This is a genomic window from Cellulosimicrobium sp. TH-20, assembly GCF_002105775.1.
Lineage (GTDB): Bacteria > Actinomycetota > Actinomycetes > Actinomycetales > Cellulomonadaceae > Cellulosimicrobium > Cellulosimicrobium funkei.
In genome coordinates this window covers 3,596,786-3,612,966 of record NZ_CP020857.1, presented here as the reverse complement: position 1 = coordinate 3,612,966, position 16,181 = coordinate 3,596,786, and the positions used below count along the sequence as shown (strand labels likewise).

At 75.9% G+C, this 16,181-nt stretch carries 15 protein-coding genes; 3 read left to right on the top strand and 12 right to left on the bottom strand.

The window, feature by feature from the left end:
- Window position 1: 1 nt before the first annotated feature.
- From B8281_RS16150 to B8281_RS16135, 4 genes are all read right to left on the bottom strand, one after another.
- On the bottom strand, window positions 2-583 hold the full coding sequence (locus B8281_RS16150) for a shikimate kinase (RefSeq protein ID WP_085388248.1): 582 nt from the start codon (window positions 581-583) through the stop codon (window positions 2-4).
- A gap of 1 nt (window position 584) precedes the next feature.
- Entirely contained in the window at window positions 585-1,058 is a 474-nt protein-coding gene (locus B8281_RS16145; RefSeq protein ID WP_085388247.1) for a hypothetical protein, read from the bottom strand.
- An 82-nt stretch (window positions 1,059-1,140) separates the two neighbouring features.
- Window positions 1,141-3,156, bottom strand: coding sequence for an endonuclease/exonuclease/phosphatase family protein (locus B8281_RS16140; protein WP_085388246.1), 2,016 nt, complete (start codon window positions 3,154-3,156; stop codon window positions 1,141-1,143).
- A gap of 91 nt (window positions 3,157-3,247) precedes the next feature.
- Window positions 3,248-3,784 carry an NUDIX domain-containing protein gene (locus B8281_RS16135; protein ID WP_043651364.1) on the bottom strand — a complete coding sequence of 179 codons (537 nt, stop codon included), beginning with the start codon at window positions 3,782-3,784 and terminating at the stop codon, window positions 3,248-3,250.
- A gap of 106 nt (window positions 3,785-3,890) precedes the next feature.
- On the opposite strand from B8281_RS16135, the gene B8281_RS16130 reads away from it, so the two are divergent.
- The gene (locus B8281_RS16130) at window positions 3,891-5,189 is read left to right on the top strand and encodes an MFS transporter (protein WP_369824905.1); all 1,299 of its coding nucleotides are present in this window, start codon (window positions 3,891-3,893) and stop codon (window positions 5,187-5,189) included.
- 148 nt (window positions 5,190-5,337) lie between these two features.
- On the opposite strand, the gene B8281_RS16125 is transcribed toward B8281_RS16130, so the two are convergent.
- The 8 genes from B8281_RS16125 to B8281_RS16090 form a co-directional block, all read right to left on the bottom strand.
- Window positions 5,338-7,137: a biotin carboxylase N-terminal domain-containing protein gene (locus B8281_RS16125; RefSeq protein ID WP_232322595.1), complete on the bottom strand. Its 1,800-nt coding sequence runs from the start codon at window positions 7,135-7,137 to the stop codon at window positions 5,338-5,340.
- A 181-nt stretch (window positions 7,138-7,318) separates the two neighbouring features.
- Entirely contained in the window at window positions 7,319-7,978 is a 660-nt protein-coding gene (locus B8281_RS16120) for a nucleoside triphosphate pyrophosphatase (protein ID WP_043651310.1), read from the bottom strand.
- Window positions 7,979-8,013: 35 nt separating this feature from the next.
- Entirely contained in the window at window positions 8,014-8,934 is a 921-nt protein-coding gene (locus tag B8281_RS16115; protein WP_043651312.1) for an AEC family transporter, read from the bottom strand.
- 71 nt (window positions 8,935-9,005) lie between these two features.
- Window positions 9,006-10,748 (bottom strand): DUF885 domain-containing protein, encoded by a 1,743-nt coding sequence (locus B8281_RS16110; RefSeq protein WP_051027485.1) that lies wholly within the window; start codon window positions 10,746-10,748, stop codon window positions 9,006-9,008.
- A gap of 10 nt (window positions 10,749-10,758) precedes the next feature.
- Window positions 10,759-11,472, bottom strand: coding sequence for a hypothetical protein (locus tag B8281_RS16105; protein WP_085388244.1), 714 nt, complete (start codon window positions 11,470-11,472; stop codon window positions 10,759-10,761).
- Window positions 11,469-11,735, bottom strand: a complete 267-nt coding sequence (locus B8281_RS16100; protein WP_232322594.1) for an acyl-CoA carboxylase epsilon subunit — start codon at window positions 11,733-11,735, stop codon at window positions 11,469-11,471. The genes B8281_RS16105 and B8281_RS16100 overlap by 4 nt, the downstream gene beginning before the upstream one ends.
- Window positions 11,732-12,241: a hypothetical protein gene (locus tag B8281_RS16095; protein WP_085388243.1), complete on the bottom strand. Its 510-nt coding sequence runs from the start codon at window positions 12,239-12,241 to the stop codon at window positions 11,732-11,734. Before B8281_RS16095 ends, B8281_RS16100 begins: the two co-directional genes overlap by 4 nt.
- 61 nt (window positions 12,242-12,302) lie before the next feature.
- On the bottom strand, window positions 12,303-13,934 hold the full coding sequence (locus tag B8281_RS16090; protein ID WP_085388242.1) for an acyl-CoA carboxylase subunit beta: 1,632 nt from the start codon (window positions 13,932-13,934) through the stop codon (window positions 12,303-12,305).
- A gap of 154 nt (window positions 13,935-14,088) precedes the next feature.
- Here B8281_RS16090 and B8281_RS16085 point away from each other — a divergent pair, with 154 nt between their 5' ends.
- Together B8281_RS16085 and B8281_RS16080 are read left to right on the top strand one after the other, a co-directional pair.
- On the top strand, window positions 14,089-14,964 hold the full coding sequence (locus B8281_RS16085) for a biotin--[acetyl-CoA-carboxylase] ligase (RefSeq protein WP_085388241.1): 876 nt from the start codon (window positions 14,089-14,091) through the stop codon (window positions 14,962-14,964).
- A 133-nt stretch (window positions 14,965-15,097) separates the two neighbouring features.
- Complete coding sequence (locus B8281_RS16080; RefSeq protein ID WP_369824877.1) at window positions 15,098-16,180, top strand: adenylate/guanylate cyclase domain-containing protein; 1,083 nt, start codon at window positions 15,098-15,100, stop codon at window positions 16,178-16,180.
- Window position 16,181: the final 1 nt, after the last annotated feature.

The window sequence follows — 16,181 nt, the reverse complement described above, 5'->3', positions numbered from 1 at the left end:
CTCAGCCGAGCGCGGCGGCCAGCCGGCGTGCGCTCGCGGCGGGGTCCTCGGTGCCCGTGACGAGCGTGCGGTGCGCGAGGCTCCGCGTCCCCGGGTCGTCGAACCACTCGGCGAGGAAGTCGTGCCCCGCGGGTCGCCAGTCGGTGCCCTTGGCGGCGAGGGAACGGGCACGCAGCACGCCGAGCGCGTGCTCGCGGTCGGTGCTCGGCAGCACGAGGACGACGTGGGGGACGGACGCGAGCGCGGCGCGGACGCGGGCGAGCTGCGCGGGGTCGGTGTACGACGCGTGCCCCGCGCCGAGCGCCAGCACCGAGCCCGGGTGCTCCGCGACCGCGCGCTCCGTCGCGTGCGCGCGGGCCGGCTCCCACTCGCGCTCGGCCGCCACGCGGCCCACCACGCCGACGCGCTCGACGAGGCGCTCGACGCTCCAGCCGACCTCGGGGTAGTAGCGGTCGGCCACGGCGTCGAGGTCGACGAACGGCACCCCGAGCCGCTGCGCGACGAGGGCGCCGAGCGTCGACTTGCCGGTCGCCGCGGGACCGAGCAGGACGAGGACGGGCGCCGGGGGACGAGCGTCCGGCACGTCAGAGCCGTCCGTCGAGACGCAGGCTCCCGTCCGACCACGCGAGCTCGGTGAGCTGGAAGCCGGGGAACGTGTGCTCGAGCACGCCGCCCAGGAGCGCCTGCACGTCGACCGCGACGCGCGCCTCGGGCAGCACGCGCACGGCCTCGGGCGGCAGGCCGTGCGAGCGCAGCGCGCCCTGCAGCGGCCCCTCGACGAAGCCGAGGAGCTTGTGGGCGGGCAGGCCGGCCGCGCTCGCCTCGACCGCGAGCACCGCGGTGCCCGCGACGACGGACTCCACGCGCAGCGTCGCGCGGACGACCGGGACGAGCCGGGCCGCGAGCCGGAGGGCCGACGGCGGGTCGGGCACCTCGCGCAGGTCGACGACGACCCGCACGTCGTCGCCCTCGCTCGCGACCGACCGCACGTACGGCGGCAGACCGCCCGTCGCGCGGGCGATCTCGACGGCCTCGGTCACGGTCAGCTCGATGCGCACCCGTCGACCCTAACCCCGCCGCCCCGCGCCCGGGTCGGGCCGCGGGCGCCGGGCTCCCGGGCCGAGGTGGCCGGGACGGGTCTCAGTCCTGCGCTCGGAGCTCGGCGAGCAGCGGGCGGTGGTCGGACGTCGTGACGTCGAGGACCTCGACCGACCGGAACGTCACCGCGGGGGAGCCCAGGACCCAGTCGATGCGGTGCGCGGGGGCCACGGCGGGCGACGTGAGCGCCGCGGGGTCGCCCGCGACGTCCTGCCCGCTCTCGAGACCGGCGTCCTCGAGGAGGGCGATCTCGTCCCAGCCGGGCTCCGCGTTGAGGTCGCCCGCCAGGACGTACGCGTCCTCGACCGGCTCCGCGGCGAGGAGCGCGTCGAGCTGGCCGAGGCGGGTCGGGGTGTTCTCCTCCCGGTGCTGCACGTGCACCGACGTGACGCGCACCGGGACGCCCGCGGCGTCGACCGTCGCGGAGAGGGCCGAGCGCTCCTGGGGGCCGGCCCCGTAGGGGAGGGCGTGGCGCACGACGTCGGTCAGGTCGCCCCGCAGCGGGTCCCAGAGGATCGCGTTGCCGAACTGGCGGTCGGCCGCGGGCGCGAAGACGACCCGCATGCCGGTCGCGCGCGCGAGGTACGTCGCCATGTCGGCGCCCCCGCCGAGCACCCAGCCGCGGGACACCTCCTGGAGCGTCACGACGTCGGCCCCGGACTCCGTGATCGTCGCCGCCATCTCGTCGAGCCGGACCGACGGGTCGGCGCTCACGCCGTAGTGCAGGTTCCAGTCCAGCAGCCGGAGGTCGCCCACCGGGTAGTCGGCGACGGCGGACGTCGTCGTCGGCACGTGGACCTGGGTGACGCCGACGAGCGCGAGCAGCGCGACCGCGCCCCCGAGGGCGAGCGCGAGCGGCCCGCGCTGCCGAGGGGCGGGCCGCTCGTCCTCCGGGGTCGGCGCGGCGCGGTGCGCACGCCTCCCCGCGACCACGGCGGGGACGGCCACCGCGAGCGCGGCCGCGACGGGCAGCAGGGTGTGGGGGAACGGCAGCGGCACGTCGTACTCGAGCTGGTAGCCCAGCAGCGGGACGGCGACGCCGAGGCCCGCGGCGCTCGCGGCGCCGGCGAGCCGGAGCCACGTGAGCGGCAGCGCCGGGCGGGTCAGCGCGAGGGCGAGGGTGCGCCCCGCGACCGGGACCAGCAGCACGAGCAGGGCCAGCAGCGCCCAGCCCCACGCGCCCGGACCGTCGACGCGGGGGCGCGCGAGCAGGACGACGGCGACGCCCACCACGAGCACCGCGGGCGGGAGCCACACCGCACCGGGACCGGACCGCGCGGGGCGCGGGACGGCCCAGGCCGTGAGCAGCGCGGCGACGGCGAGCCCGGCGACCGCGAACGGGAGCGCGACCCCCGTCTGCGCCGCCGCGAACGCCGGGTTGACCAGCACCTGCACGGCGAGCGCGACGAACGGGCCGAGCACCCACAGCCCGCGCGACCCCGGCAGGGCGTCGCGCCCGCGCAGCACCCACGCGCAGGCGAGCGCCGCCCCCGTGACGGCGACCGTCACGACCCACGCGCCGACGTCGGCCCGCCAGTAGGCGTCCCATGTCCCCAAGACCGCGCTCAGCGCCGCGGCGAGGAGCGCGCCGAGCACGACGCCCAGGGCCACGAGGCGGCCCCGCGCGAGGCCGTCGGCCGCGCCCGCGCGGACGCCGCTCGTGAACCCCGCCACGAGGACGAGCACGCCGATCCCGAGCGCGACGGTCGCCAGGCCCACGCCGTACCGGACGAGCCCGAGGTCCGCGCCCGAGGCGATCGCCGTGCCGAGCCCCTGGAGCACGAGCCGCGCCACGACGAGCGCGGAGACGGCGAGCAGCACGACGCGGCCGGTGAGCTCGAGCCGCGCGGCGATCATCGCGACGAGCAGCCCCGGCGCCGCGTACGTCGCGAGGGCCGTCAGGGCCACGGTGACGACCCCCGCGGAGAACGCGTGGTCGAGCAGCGGGCCGCTCGACCGCACGAGCTCGACCACCGTCGCCGTGACGGTGACGACGAGGAGCAGGAGGGCGAGGTCGGCGCGGTCGCGCGGGACGACGGGGGCCGGCGCGGGGTTCACGAGGTGTGACGCTACCGCCCCGGGCGCGCGCGGCACAGGGCGGCCGGCGTCCGGGCGGGCGGGGTCGGTGCTCGGGACGGCGCCCGGGCCCTCAATCCTCGGGCGGGCCCTCCAGCAGGGCGCGCAGCCCCGGCCAGGCGTCCGCGAAGGCCGGGAGGAGGTCGAGTCCCGCGACGTCGTCGACGGGGACCCACCGGACCTCGATGCTCTCGGCGTCGGTCGCACGCGGCTCGACCGGCGTGCCGTCCACGACCTCCGCGAGGACCGTCGTGTACCGCCACGGGCCGTGGTCGAGCACGCGCTCGCCCACGACGCGCACGGCCGCGGGGTCGATCCCCGCCTCCTCCTCCGCCTCGCGCAGGGCTCCCTGCGCGGCGGTCTCGTCCGGCCCGACGGCGCCCCCCGGCACGCCCCACGTCCCGCCCTGGTCGGACCACGGGGCCCGGTGCTGGAGCACGACGTCGGTCGGCCGCCCGGCGCCGTCGCGCCGGGCGAGCAGCAGCCCGGCCGCCCCGAACAGCCCCCAGTGCCGGCGTCCGCACGCGCACTCGACCCAGCCGTCGCCGGGCTGGAGGTGGCGGGGGAGCCGGGTCGGCGGCTCGTCGGGGTCGCGGGGGGCGGTCGGGATCGTCACGAGCCCCATGCTGCCAGCCCGGTGCCGCCCCGCCGCGCGCGGCGGTGCGCCGTCGGCGAATTCCGTGGACCGTGTGGGTGGCGCCCGGCACGATGTCCGGGTGAGCCATACGCCGTACGAGAACACCGACACCGCGCCCGCGGACGCCGTCGACCGTCCCGCCGAGGACGACACGCTCGCCCGGCCCCGGTGGCGCCGGGACACAGCGGTGTTCCTGTCGGGGCAGACGGTGTCCCTGTTCGGCTCGATGCTCGTCCAGTACGCCGTCATGTGGCACCTGACGATCGAGACCAAGTCCGGCTCGGTGCTCGCGCTGAGCACGCTGTTCGGGTTCCTGCCGCAGGCAGTCGTCTCCATCTTCGGCGGCGTGTGGGCGGACCGGGTGAACCGCAAGGTGCTCGTCATCGCCGCCGACGCCACGATCGCCGTGACGACGCTGGCGCTCGCGCTCCTCATGCTCGGCGGGGCCGACGACCTCTGGCTCATCTACGCCGCGCTCGCGGTCCGCTCGACGGGCGCCGGCGTCCAGACCCCGGCCGTCGCGGCGCTGCTCCCGCAGATCGTGCCGACGAGCAGGCTCCTGCGGGTCAACGGCATCAACCAGTCGATCCAATCCGCGATGATGCTCCTCGCGCCCGCGGTCGCCGCCGCCCTGTACGCGAGCCTGTCCCTGGTCGCCGTGTTCTTCGTCGACGTCGTCACCGCCGTGGTCGGGATCGGGCTCCTCCTGCTCGTGCCCGTCCCGACCCTCGCGCGCGCCGCCGCGGGCGAGCGTGCGGGGTACTTCGACGACCTCGTCGAAGGGTTCCGCTACCTCGGGTCGCACCCGTTCGTCCGGTGGGTGCTGGGCCTCTACGCCGTCGTGTTCCTGCTCATCGTCGCGCCGTCGTACCTCACGCCGCTCATGGTCGCGCGCACCTTCGGCGAGGAGGTCTGGAAGCTCACTGTCAACGAGGTCGCGTTCTCCGTCGGGATGCTCCTCGGGGGCGTGCTGCTCGCGACGTGGGGCGGCCTCAAGAACCGGATCGCGATGATCGTCGGCTCGACGTTCGTCTTCGGCCTGCTGTCGGTCGCGATGGGCGTCTCGACGAACATGTGGGTGTTCTTCGCCTTCATGTTCCTGCTCGGGCTCTCCGTGCCGCCCTTCTCCACGACGTCGATGACCGTGCTCCAGGAGACCGTCGAGCCGGAGCGCCAGGGCCGGGTGTTCGGGTTCGTCGGCATCGTCATGGCCGTCTCGATGCCGCTCGGCATGGTCGTGTTCGGCCCGCTCGCGGACCGCTTCTCCGTCGAGTCGCTGCTCGTGGTCTCCGGCGTCCTCATGTTCGTCGTCGTGACCGTCGCCGTCGCGCTGCCCTCGGGACGGCGGGCGATGCGCGCCGCCGCCCAGCCCGGCTGACGGCAGGCAGACGGCGAGCTCGGCACCCGCGGTCGGGAACGGCAGTCGGTGCTACCGATCTCGACCTCGGGTGCCGAGCTCGGTCGGAGGTGCCGATCTCGGGACGCTCGTGCCGACCCCGGCCGGTCGCCGGGGTGGGACGCGCAGGTCAGTCGACGATCTCGCAGATGGCGGTGCCCGAGCTGACGCTCGCGCCCGCGGTCGCCGAGAGCGAACGGACGGTGCCGGCGCGGTGGGCGAGGAGGGGCTGCTCCATCTTCATCGCCTCGAGCACGACGACGAGGTCGCCCTCGGCGACCTGGGTGCCGTCGGCCACGGCGACCTTGACGATGGTGCCCTGCATGGGCGAGGCGAGCGTCGTGCCCGAGCCGCCGCCGTTGGACTTCGCGGCGCTGCGACGCGCGGGGCGTCGGGCGGCGTTGGCGGTGCGGGCACGCCCGGCGGCCATGCCGAGCCCGGCGGGCAGCACGACCTCGAGCCGCTTGCCGCCGACCTCGACGACGACGCGCTCGGTCGCGAGCGGCTCGTCGTCCTCGTCCGCGGGCGCCGCGGGAGCGGGCGCGAGCGTGGCGAGCCGGTCGGCGAACTCGGTCTCGATCCACCGGGTGTGCACGCGGAACGGCTCGTCGTCGGTGGGGACGAACGCCTCGGCGTCGAGCACGGCCCGGTGGAACGGGACGACGGTCGGGATGCCCTCGACCTCGAGCTCGCGCAGGGCGCGGCGGGCGCGCTGGACGGCCTGCTCGCGCGTGGCGCCGGTGACGACGAGCTTGGCGATCATCGAGTCGAACGCGCCGGAGATGGTGTCGCCCTCGACGACGCCGGAGTCGACGCGCACGCCCGGTCCGGACGGGAAGCGCAGGCGCGTGATGCGCCCCGGGGCGGGGAGGAAGTTGGCCGCCGGGTCCTCGCCGTTGATGCGGAACTCGATCGAGTGGCCGCGCACCTGCGTGGAGGTGTACCCGAGCGGCTCCCCGGCGGCGATGCGCAGCTGCTCGCGCACGAGGTCGATGCCGGTGACCTCCTCGGAGACGGGGTGCTCGACCTGCAGGCGGGTGTTGACCTCGAGGAAGGAGATGGTGCCGTCGGCGCCGACGAGGAACTCGCACGTCCCGGCGCCCACGTACCCGGCCTCCCGGAGGATGGACTCGGACGCCTTGTACAGCTCGGCCTCCTGCGCGGCGCTGAGGAACGGCGCGGGCGCCTCCTCGACGAGCTTCTGGTGGCGACGCTGGAGCGAGCAGTCGCGCGTGGACACGACGACGACCGTGCCGTGCTCGTCGGCCAGGCACTGGGTCTCGACGTGCCGGGGGGTGTCGAGGTACCGCTCGACGAAGCACTCGCCGCGCCCGAACGCCGCGGTCGCCTCGCGGACGGCGGACTCGTAGAGCTCGTCGATCTCGTCGGTGGTGCGTGCGACCTTGAGGCCGCGGCCGCCGCCGCCGAACGCCGCCTTGATCGCGATGGGCAGCCCGTGCTCGGCCGCGAACGCGTGGACCTCGCTCGCGTCGGCGACCGGGTCGGGCGTGCCGGGCACGAGGGGGGCGCCCGCACGGTGCGCGATGTGGCGGGCGCTGACCTTGTCGCCGAGCGCGTCGATCGCGGCGGGCGGCGGGCCGATCCAGACGAGCCCGGCGTCGAGCACGGCCTGCGCGAACTCGGCGTTCTCGGCGAGGAAGCCGTACCCGGGGTGCACGGCGTCGGCGCCGGAGCGGCGCGCGACGTCGAGGAGCTTCGCGATGTCGAGGTAGGTCTCGGCCGCGCGCGTGCCGCCGAGCGCGAACGCCTCGTCGGCGAGGTGCACGTGCAGGGCCTGGCGGTCGGGGTCGGCGTAGACCGCGACGGACGCGATGCCGGCGTCGGCGCACGCGCGCACGATCCGGACGGCGATCTCGCCACGGTTGGCGACGAGGACCTTGCTCAGGGGGCGGGTGGGGTTCGCGGGCACGGCTCACGGTAACGCGTGCGCACGGCGCGGTTCACGCTCCTGCGCGCGGTACCGGACAAGATTGGAGAACAAACCAAGCCGCGCCGAGGGCGGTTGTCGGAAACCTCCATAGCGGCCCGTCCCTGGGCTCCGAGAGGTGCGCGGCGTTGTCCGGCCTCGACAACGGGCGCCGCGCAGCGCGTCAGGCGCGCAGCGCGTGCCAGGCCACGCCGACCTCGCGCAGGAGCGACCGCACGAGCGGCAGGCTGATCCCGACGACGCCGTGGTGGTCGCCCTCGATCCGCTCGACGTACGGGCCGCCGAGGCCGTCGACCGTGAAGGCGCCGGCCACGTGGAGCGGCTCGCCGGTGGCGACGTACGCGTCGATCTCGTCGTCGGCGAGGTCGGCGAAGTGCACGACGGTCGAGCTCGTCGCGCCGACGGCGGCGCCCGTCCCCCCGGCGTCGGCCGGGCGCAGGTCCACGAGCCAGTGCCCGGTGTGCAGGACGCCGGCGCGGCCGCGCATGGCGCGCCAGCGGGCGCGCGCGTCGTCCGCGTCGGCGGGCTTGCCGAGCACCTCGCCGTCGAGCTCGAGCATCGAGTCGCACCCGACGAGCAGCGCGGCGTCGTCCTCCGGCGTCCCTGCGGCGGCCGGGTCGAGCGTGCGCACGACCTCCTCCGCCTTGGCGCGCGCGAGCACCAGCACGGCCTCGACGGGCGCGAGCCCGCCGCGCTCCGCGGCGGCGTCGCGCAGCACGGCGTCCTCGTCGACCCCGGACACGCGCACGAGCGGGTCGACGCCGGCCGCGCGGAGCGTCGCGAGGCGGGCGGGGGAGCGGGAGGCGAGGAGCAGTCGGAGCACCCGCGCAGACTACCCGGCGCGCCTCGCTGCCCCGGCTACGCGAGGAGCAGCGCGGCGACGAGGAGCACGACGGGCGAGCCGACCGTCGTGACGAGGATCGTGTCGCGCGCGAGGATCTCGCCGCGCCCGAACCGCGCCGCGTAGTTGTAGACGTTCTGCGCGGTGGGCAGCGCGGCGAGCGTCACCGCCGAGGCGACGGCCGCGTCGTCGAGCCCGAGCACGAGCCGGGCGACGACGAACGCGACCACCGGCATGACGACGAGCTTGGCGGCGCTCGCGACGCCCACGGCCGCGCGCGGCTCTCCGCGCCGCAGCGGGCGCGTGCCGTGCAGCGACATGCCGAACGCGAGCAGGATCATGGGGATCGCGGCCCCGCCGAGGATGTCGAGCGGGGCCATGACCGCGACCGGCGGCGTCCAGCCGCTCACGGAGACGACGGCGCCCGCGAGCGACCCGAGGATGATCGGGTTGCGCACGGGCTGGGCGAGGACGAGCCGCCACGACGCCCGTCCGCTCGTCGTCACGTCGAGCACGAGCAGCGTGACGGGCGCGAGCACGAGGAGCTGGAGCAGGATCACCGGCACGACGGCCGTCGCGTCGCCCAGCACGTAGACCGCGACGGGCAGGCCGATGTTGTTCGCGTTCACGTAGCCGGAGCCGACGGCGCCGACCGTCGCCTCGGGGGCGGGCAGCCGCAGCCAGAGCCGGTCGACGACGACGAACACGCCGGCCGTGACGACGGCGGACGTCGCGGCCACCGCGAGGGGCGCCTGGAACAGCGCGCCGACGTCGGCCCGGGCGAGGACGGTGAACAGCAGCGCCGGGCTCGCGACGAAGAACCCGACACGGTTGAGCGCCGTCCGCGCGTCGGGGCCCCCGATGCCCAGGCGCGCGGTGACGTACCCGGCGGCCACGACGACGGCGATGACGGCGAAGCCGGTGAGGACGGCGCCCACGGGTCAGGACGCCCGGACGCCGGCCGGCCCGGGACGGCGCGCCGCCGTCCCGGGCCGGTCGTGCGCGGGGGTCACGACGAGAGCGCGGCGCGCAGCACGTCGAGGCCCACCGAGCCGAGGTTGAGCGCACGCTCGTGGAACGCCTTCGCGTCGAACTGCTCGCCGCGCGACTGCGCCGCGGCGCGCGCGTCGTCGCGCGTGGCCTCCCACAGACGCTGCCCGACCTTGTACGACGGCGCCTGCCCCGGCCAGCCGAGGTAGCGGTCGAGCTCGAACCGCACGAACGAGTCGGGCATGTTGACGTTGGCGCGCAGGAACGCGAGCGCCTTGTCGGCGTCCCACGTGCCGCCGCCCCACTCCTGCGGCGCGGGGAGCCCGAGGTGCACGCCGATGTCGAGCACGACGCGCGCGGCACGCATGCGCTGCGCGTCGAGCATGCCGAGGCGGTCGCCGTCGTCGTCGAGGAACCCGAGGTCCGCCATGAGGCGCTCCGCGTACAGGGCCCAGCCCTCGCCGTGGCCCGAGACCCAGCACGCGAGGCGGCGCCACGTGTTGAGCGTCGCGCGCGCGTAGACGGCCTGGCCGCACTGCAGGTGGTGGCCGGGGACGCCCTCGTGGTAGACGGTCGTCTTCTCGCGCCACGTGTTGAACTCGGTGACGTCCGCGGGGACGGACCACCACATGCGGCCCGGGCGGGAGAAGTCGTCGCTCGGCGGGGTGTAGTAGATCCCGCCGGTCTGCGTCGGCGCGATCATGCACTCGAGGTCGAGCACCGGTGCGGGGATGTCGAAGTGGACGCCGTTCAGCGCGGTGACCGCGGCGTCCGACGTCTCCTGCATCCAGGCCTTGAGGGCGTCCTTGCCGAGCAGCTTGCGGCTCGGGTCGGCGTCCAGCGCCGCGACCGCGTCCTCGACGCTCGCGCCGGGACCGGCGATGCGGCGCGCGATCTCCTCCTGCTCCGCGACGACGCGCGCGAGCTCCTCCAGACCCCACGCGTACGTCTCGTCGAGGTCGACCTCGGCACCGAGGAACGTGCGCGAGAAGAGGGCGTACCGCTCGCGGCCGACGGCGTCCTCGGCGCGGGCCTGCGGGGCGAGGGTCGTCTCGAGGAAGTCCGCGAGCCGGCCGTACGCCTCGCGCGCGGCGGCGGCGCCGTGCTCGAGCTCCTTGCGCACGAGCGAGCACGCCGAGGAGTCGTCGAGGACGGCGTCGGCCTCGGGGCCCGAGACGAAGGTCGTGAAGAAGGAGCCCTGCGGGTCGGCGAGCTCGCGCGACTGCGCCACGCCGATCCGCACCTGGCGGATCGCGGCGACGTTGCCGCGCGAGGCCGCCTCCGCGAGCGACGCCATGTAGCCGTCGATCGCGCCGGGAAGGCCGTTGAGGCGGGCCGCGATGTTCTCCCACGCCTCGACGGTGCCCGTTGGCATGATGTCGAAGACGTCGCGCAGCTCCTGCACGGGCGACGCGATGTTGTTGAGGCTCGCGAGCGGCTCGCCCGCCTCGTGCAGCTCGAGCTGCAGGCCGATGCGCTCGCGCATCGCCGCGAGGGTGACGCGGTCGACGTCGTCGACCGGCTCGAGGCCGTCGAGCTCGCGCAGCACCGCGCGGTCGGCCTCGGCGCGCGCCTCGTGCCCGGCGGGGGACAGGTCGGTGACGAGGTGGTCGTAGCCGGACAGGCCCATCGAGGTGGCGGCCAGCGGGTCGAGCTCGGCGACCCGCGTGACGTACGCCTCGGCGACGGCGTCGATCGGCGTGGGGGTGCGGTCGGGGGTCCCGGCGGAGGCGCCGGCGGGGGTAGTGGTGGTGTCGCTCACCCGGACGAGACTACTCGGCGCGGGGCGGGGGCTCCGTGCGATCTTCCGGCTCGTCCGGCCAGCCCGGGTGTGCCCCGTCGTCCGCGGCCGGGACGCCCCCGCGCAGCGCGGCGAGCAGGTCGTCGGCCCAGTCGCGCTGGTAGCGGACGAGCAGCACGCCGGTCGCGTCCTCGTCGTCGGCCGCGTGCCAGACGGCGACCGGGTCACCCGGGCGCGGGGCCGCCGTGCCCGCGGGCACGACGACGCGCACCGGCCGTGCCGTCGCCACGCCCGATCCCGTCGTGACGACGAGCGTCCCGCGCACGTCGTGCGCACCGGGCTGCGGGGCGTCGGTGGCCGGCGCAGGCACGGTGAGCGTGCCCGTGGCCCGGACGGGGGCGGCGAGCAGCGCGTCGCGACCGCGCGCGAGGCGCGCGGCGGCGCGGTCGTCCAGGTAGCGCACGAGCGCGAGCACGGCCGTCAGCAGCAGGCCGAGGGTGGCGACGACGACGAGCGCCTCCGGCACGGGCCAGCCGCGCGCCGCGCCCGCGCGCTGGTAGACGAGGAGCGCGACCGTCGGCACGAAGGCGACCGCCCAGGCCCAGCGTCGCCACGCGGCGACGGGCGCGACCGGCGGCAGCGCCGTCGGGTCGGCCTCGACGGCGTCGGCCGTCGGAGCCTGCTCCACGAGCACCGCCCGCTCGGGCAGCCGCCGCACGCGCGGGGAGGGGCCGGCCGTCGTCACGAGCGCAGGCTCCAGCGCCAGGAGTCGGCGTTGTGCCGGCCCGCGCGCCCGCCGAAGCTCTTCGCCGTCGCGCCGTCGCCCGTCCCGCGCAGCACGCGCGCGCGGTTGGTCCACTCGTCCACGGGCGCGACGTCGTCGGGCTCGTCACCGGCCGCGGCCGCCGCCGCGAGCCCGGCCACGAGCGCGGCGACCTCGAGCTCGTCCGGGGCGCCGCGCACGACGCGCACGCTCGGGGTGGTGCCCACCTGCTGCTGCTCGCTCACGCGTCGTCCTCGTGCTCGTCCGTGCCGCGGCCCACGCCCCACTCCGGGACGTCGTAGCCCGCCTCGGTGAGGCGCGCCTGCGCCTCGTGGCCCCACGAGTCCAGCAGCCCGACGACGTCGTCCAGGTCCGGCCCGCCGGGGCGCGAGACGACGACGTACTCCAGGGTGAACGTGTCGTCCTCCAGGTCCGCGGGGGAGGCGTCCGCGTCGTCGGCCTCCTCGCCCTCGGTCGGCTCCCACACGGACGACGTGAGGTCGGGGTGGATGCCGAGCGCCTCGTGCAGCACGTCGAAGAGCTGGGCGTTGAGCGCGCCGACGCGCGCCTCGAGCGCGAGGACGCGCGGGTCCTCGTCCGCCTCCGACGCCCCGAACTCGGCGCGCACCCCCACGGCGGTGCCGACGTACTCGTGCAGCGCCGCGGCGAGCGCGTCGACCGCGGCGTGCATCGGTGCCGGGTCGACCGCGCCGAGCGGCGCAGGGCCGTGCGTGGCGTCCTCGTGGCTCATGACCGTCCTTCTCTCGGGCCGCTCGTGCGGCGGGTCGTCGGGTGCGTGCGGTCCGCGGCGCTCACAGGGGGATGTTGCCGTGCTTCTTGGGCGGCAGGCTCGCGCGCTTGGTCCGCAGGGCCCGCAGCGCGCGCACCACCTGCACGCGCGTCTCGGACGGGCGGATCACCGCGTCCACGTAGCCGCGCTCCGCGGCGTCCCACGGGTTGACGATCGCGTCCTCGTACTCGGCGACGAGGCGAGCGCGCTCCGCCTCGACGTCGTCGCCCGCGTCGGCCGTCCGCTTGAGCGCCGCGCGCTGCAGGATGTTCACCGCGCCGCCCGCGCCCATGACCGCGACCTGCGCCGTCGGCCACGCGAGGTTGACGTCCGCGCCGAGCTGCTTCGATCCCATGACGATGTAGGCGCCGCCGTACGCCTTGCGCGTGATCACCGTGACGAGCGGGACCGTGGCCTCCGCGTAGGCGTAGATGAGCTTCGCGCCGCGGCGGATGATGCCCTGGTGCTCCTGGTCGACGCCCGGCAGGAAGCCCGGGACGTCCACGAGCGTGAGCACGGGGATGTTGAACGCGTCGCACGTGCGCACGAACCGCGCCGCCTTCTCGGCCGCGTCGATGTCGAGCGTGCCCGCCATCGCGAGCGGCTGGTTCGCGACGACGCCGACCGACTGGCCCTCCACGTGCCCGAACCCGACCAGCACGTTCTTCGCGAACAGCGGCTGCACCTCGAGGAACGCGCCCTCGTCGAGCACGTGCTCGATCACCGTGCGCATGTCGTACGGCTGCGAGTCCGAGTCCGGGACGAGCGCGTCCAGCTCCTCGTCCTCCTCCGTGACCGCGAGCTCGACGTCGTCGGGCAGGAACGACGGCGCGTCCGACAGGTTGTTCTGCGGCAGGTACGACACGAGGTGGCGGACGTAGTCGATCGCGTCGTCCTCGTCGCTGCCCAGGTAGTGCGCGACCCCGGACTTCTCGTTGTGCGTCAGGCCGCCGCCGAGCTCCTCGAAGCCCACGTCCTCGCCCGTCACCGCGCGGATCACGTCCGGCCCGGTGATGAACATGTTCGACGTCTTGTCGGCCATGACGATGAAGTCCGTGAGGGCGGGGGAGTACACCGCGCCGCCCGCGCTCGGGCCGAGGATGAGCGAGATCTGCGGGATCACGCCCGACGACGCGACGTTGCGGCGGAAGATCTCCGCGAACTGCGTGAGCGCCGCGACGCCCTCCTGGATGCGCGCCCCGCCGCCGTCGGAGATGCCGATGAGCGGCACCCCGGTCCGCAGCGCGAGGTCCTGCACCTTGGTGATCTTCTGCCCGTGGACCTCGCCGAGGCTCCCGCCGAACACCGTGAAGTCCTGCGAGTACACGCACACCTGGCGGCCGTCGATCGTGCCGTGCCCGACGACGACGCCGTCGCCCGCCAGCCGCTTCTTCTCCAGGCCGAAGTTGTGGGAGCGGTGCTTCGCGAACGCGTCGAGCTCGACGAAGCTCCCCTCGTCGAGGAGCGCGTCGATGCGCTCGCGGGCCGTCTTCTTGCCGCGCGCGTGCTGCTTGGTCCGCGCCGCCTCCTCGGGCAGCCCGACCGCCTCCGCGCGACGGCGGTCGAGGTCGGCGAGCTTCGCCGCGGTCCCGGTGAGGCGGGGCGCGTCGGCGCTCTCGGTCGTCGCGGGCGAGGTCGTCGCAGAGTCCGTCACGCACCCGAGCCTAGTTGGAGGATCGCACCCACTCGATGCGGCCGCCGCCAGCACCGCGGGGGCCGGTGTTGGTGGGTCCCCACAACTCCGCCGGTCGCCGGTCGGCCGGTCCCCGCCTCGTGCGGCGCCCGCGCCGTGCGCGAGGATGGCGGGCATGGCGACCGCGCGCGACCCCGAGACCCCGTCCGGCGACGAGCGACCCCCGCTGCGGGCCGACTTCCTGCGCGAGCTGCTCGTGGCGCCCGCCGGTCCGCTCGCCCGGCTCGAGGTCGTGCCCGAGTCCGCGTCCACCAACGCGGAGCTCGCGGCCGCCGTCGCGCACGACCCGGCGGCGTGGCCCGCCCCCGCGCTCCTCGTCGCCGAGCACCAGCCCGGGGGCCGCGGCCGGCTCGGCCGCTCGTGGACGACGCCGCCCCGCACCGCCCTGCTCGGCTCCCTCCTGCTGCGGCCCGACGTGCCGCGCGAGGCCCTGAGCTGGCTCCCGCTGCTCGCCGGGCTCGCGACCGCCCGCGCGCTGCGCGCCACCGCCGGCGTCGAGGCCGTCGTCAAGTGGCCCAACGACGTCCTCGTCCCCGACCCCGGCGCGGGCGAGCCCGCACCGCTGCGCAAGGTCGCCGGCATCCTCGCCGAGGTGCTGCCCGACGGCGGGGTCGTCGTCGGCGTCGGCCTCAACGTCGCACAGCGGCGCGACGAGCTGCCCGTCCCGACCGCCACGTCGCTCGCCCTCGCCGGAGCCGCGACCACCGACCGGGAGGTCGTGCTCGTCGCGCTGCACGAGGCCTTCGGCGAGGTTCTCGCGCGCTGGCAGGACGCCGGGGGCGACGCGCACGCCGCCGGGCTCGACGCCGACTGCGCCGAGGTCAGCGCCACGCTCGGCACGCGCGTGCGCGTCGAGCGCGTCGCGGGCGGGGACGTCGTCGGGCTCGCGATCGGGCTCGCCCCCGACGGCGGCCTCGAGGTCCGCCTCGACGACGGCACGACGACCGTCCACCACAGCGGCGACGTGCACCACCTGCGCCCCCACGACTGACCGGCCCACGCCTGACCCGCCCCCGGACGGCCCCTCGAGATCGGCGGTCCGCGGCCGGATCGGCGGTCGTGCGTGCCGATCTCGCGTGCGCCCGCCGACGTCGACGAGCCCGGCCGAGGAATAGGATCGCCGGGTGCCAGTGGACCCGGAGAACGAGCTCGCCCCCGCACCGTCCGCGACGACCGCGGAGGACGGCGCGCCGACCACCGAGGCCGAGGCGACCGAGGCGGTGCTCGACGAGGCGCTCCTCGGCGGACCCCGCACCCTGACCGTCGAACGGCTCGCCGAGCGGGCTGGCGTCGACGAGGACCGCGTCCGCGCCTACTGGCAGGCGCTCGGCCTCCCGCTCACCGAGGGCGAGGAGCACGCCTTCACCGAGCGCGACGCGCAGGCGCTCGCGGACGTGTTCGCGTTCGCCGAGCAGGAGCAGCTCGACCAGCGCGCGCTCACGACGCTCATCCGCTCGACGGGGCACACGACCGAGCGCCTCGTGCTGTGGCAGGTCGAAGCGCTCGTCGAGCACCTCACGCGGCGGTTCGACCTCGACGACACGAGCGCGCGCCTGCTCGTGCTCGACCGGCTGCCCGAGCTCGCGCCCGTCCTCGAGGAACAGCTCCTGCACGCGTGGCGGCGCCAGCTCGCGGCCGTCGCCGGCAGGTTCGCGGTCGAGTTCTCCGACGCCCGCGCGACGGCGGTCGACGAGCACGAGCTCCCGCTGCCGCGCGCGGTCGGGTTCGCGGACATCGTGTCCTTCACGCAGCGCACGCGCGGCCTCGGCTCGAGCGAGCTCGCCGAGTTCGTGCAGCTCTTCGAGACGAGCGCGCGCGACGTCATCACCGCGGCGGGCGGTCGCGTCGTCAAGACGATCGGCGACGCGGTGCTCTACGTGGCCGACGACGTCGCGACCGGTGCGCGCGTCGCGCTCGGCCTGGCCGCGGCGGGCGGCCGCGAGGAGGACGTCGACGTGCCGCCCGTGCGCGTGAGCCTCGTGTGGGGCCGCGTGCTGTCCCGGTTCGGCGACGTGTTCGGCCCGAGCGTCAACCTCGCGGCGCGCCTCGTCGACATCGCCGACCCGACGACGGTGCTCGTCGACCGCGAGACCGCGGGCCTGCTCGCCGGCGACCAGCGGTTCGCGCTCACGGCGCAGCCCGAGACGGAGGTGCAGGGCCTCGGGACGATCGAGCCCGTGCGCCTCCAGTGGGCCTACCGCGGCTGAC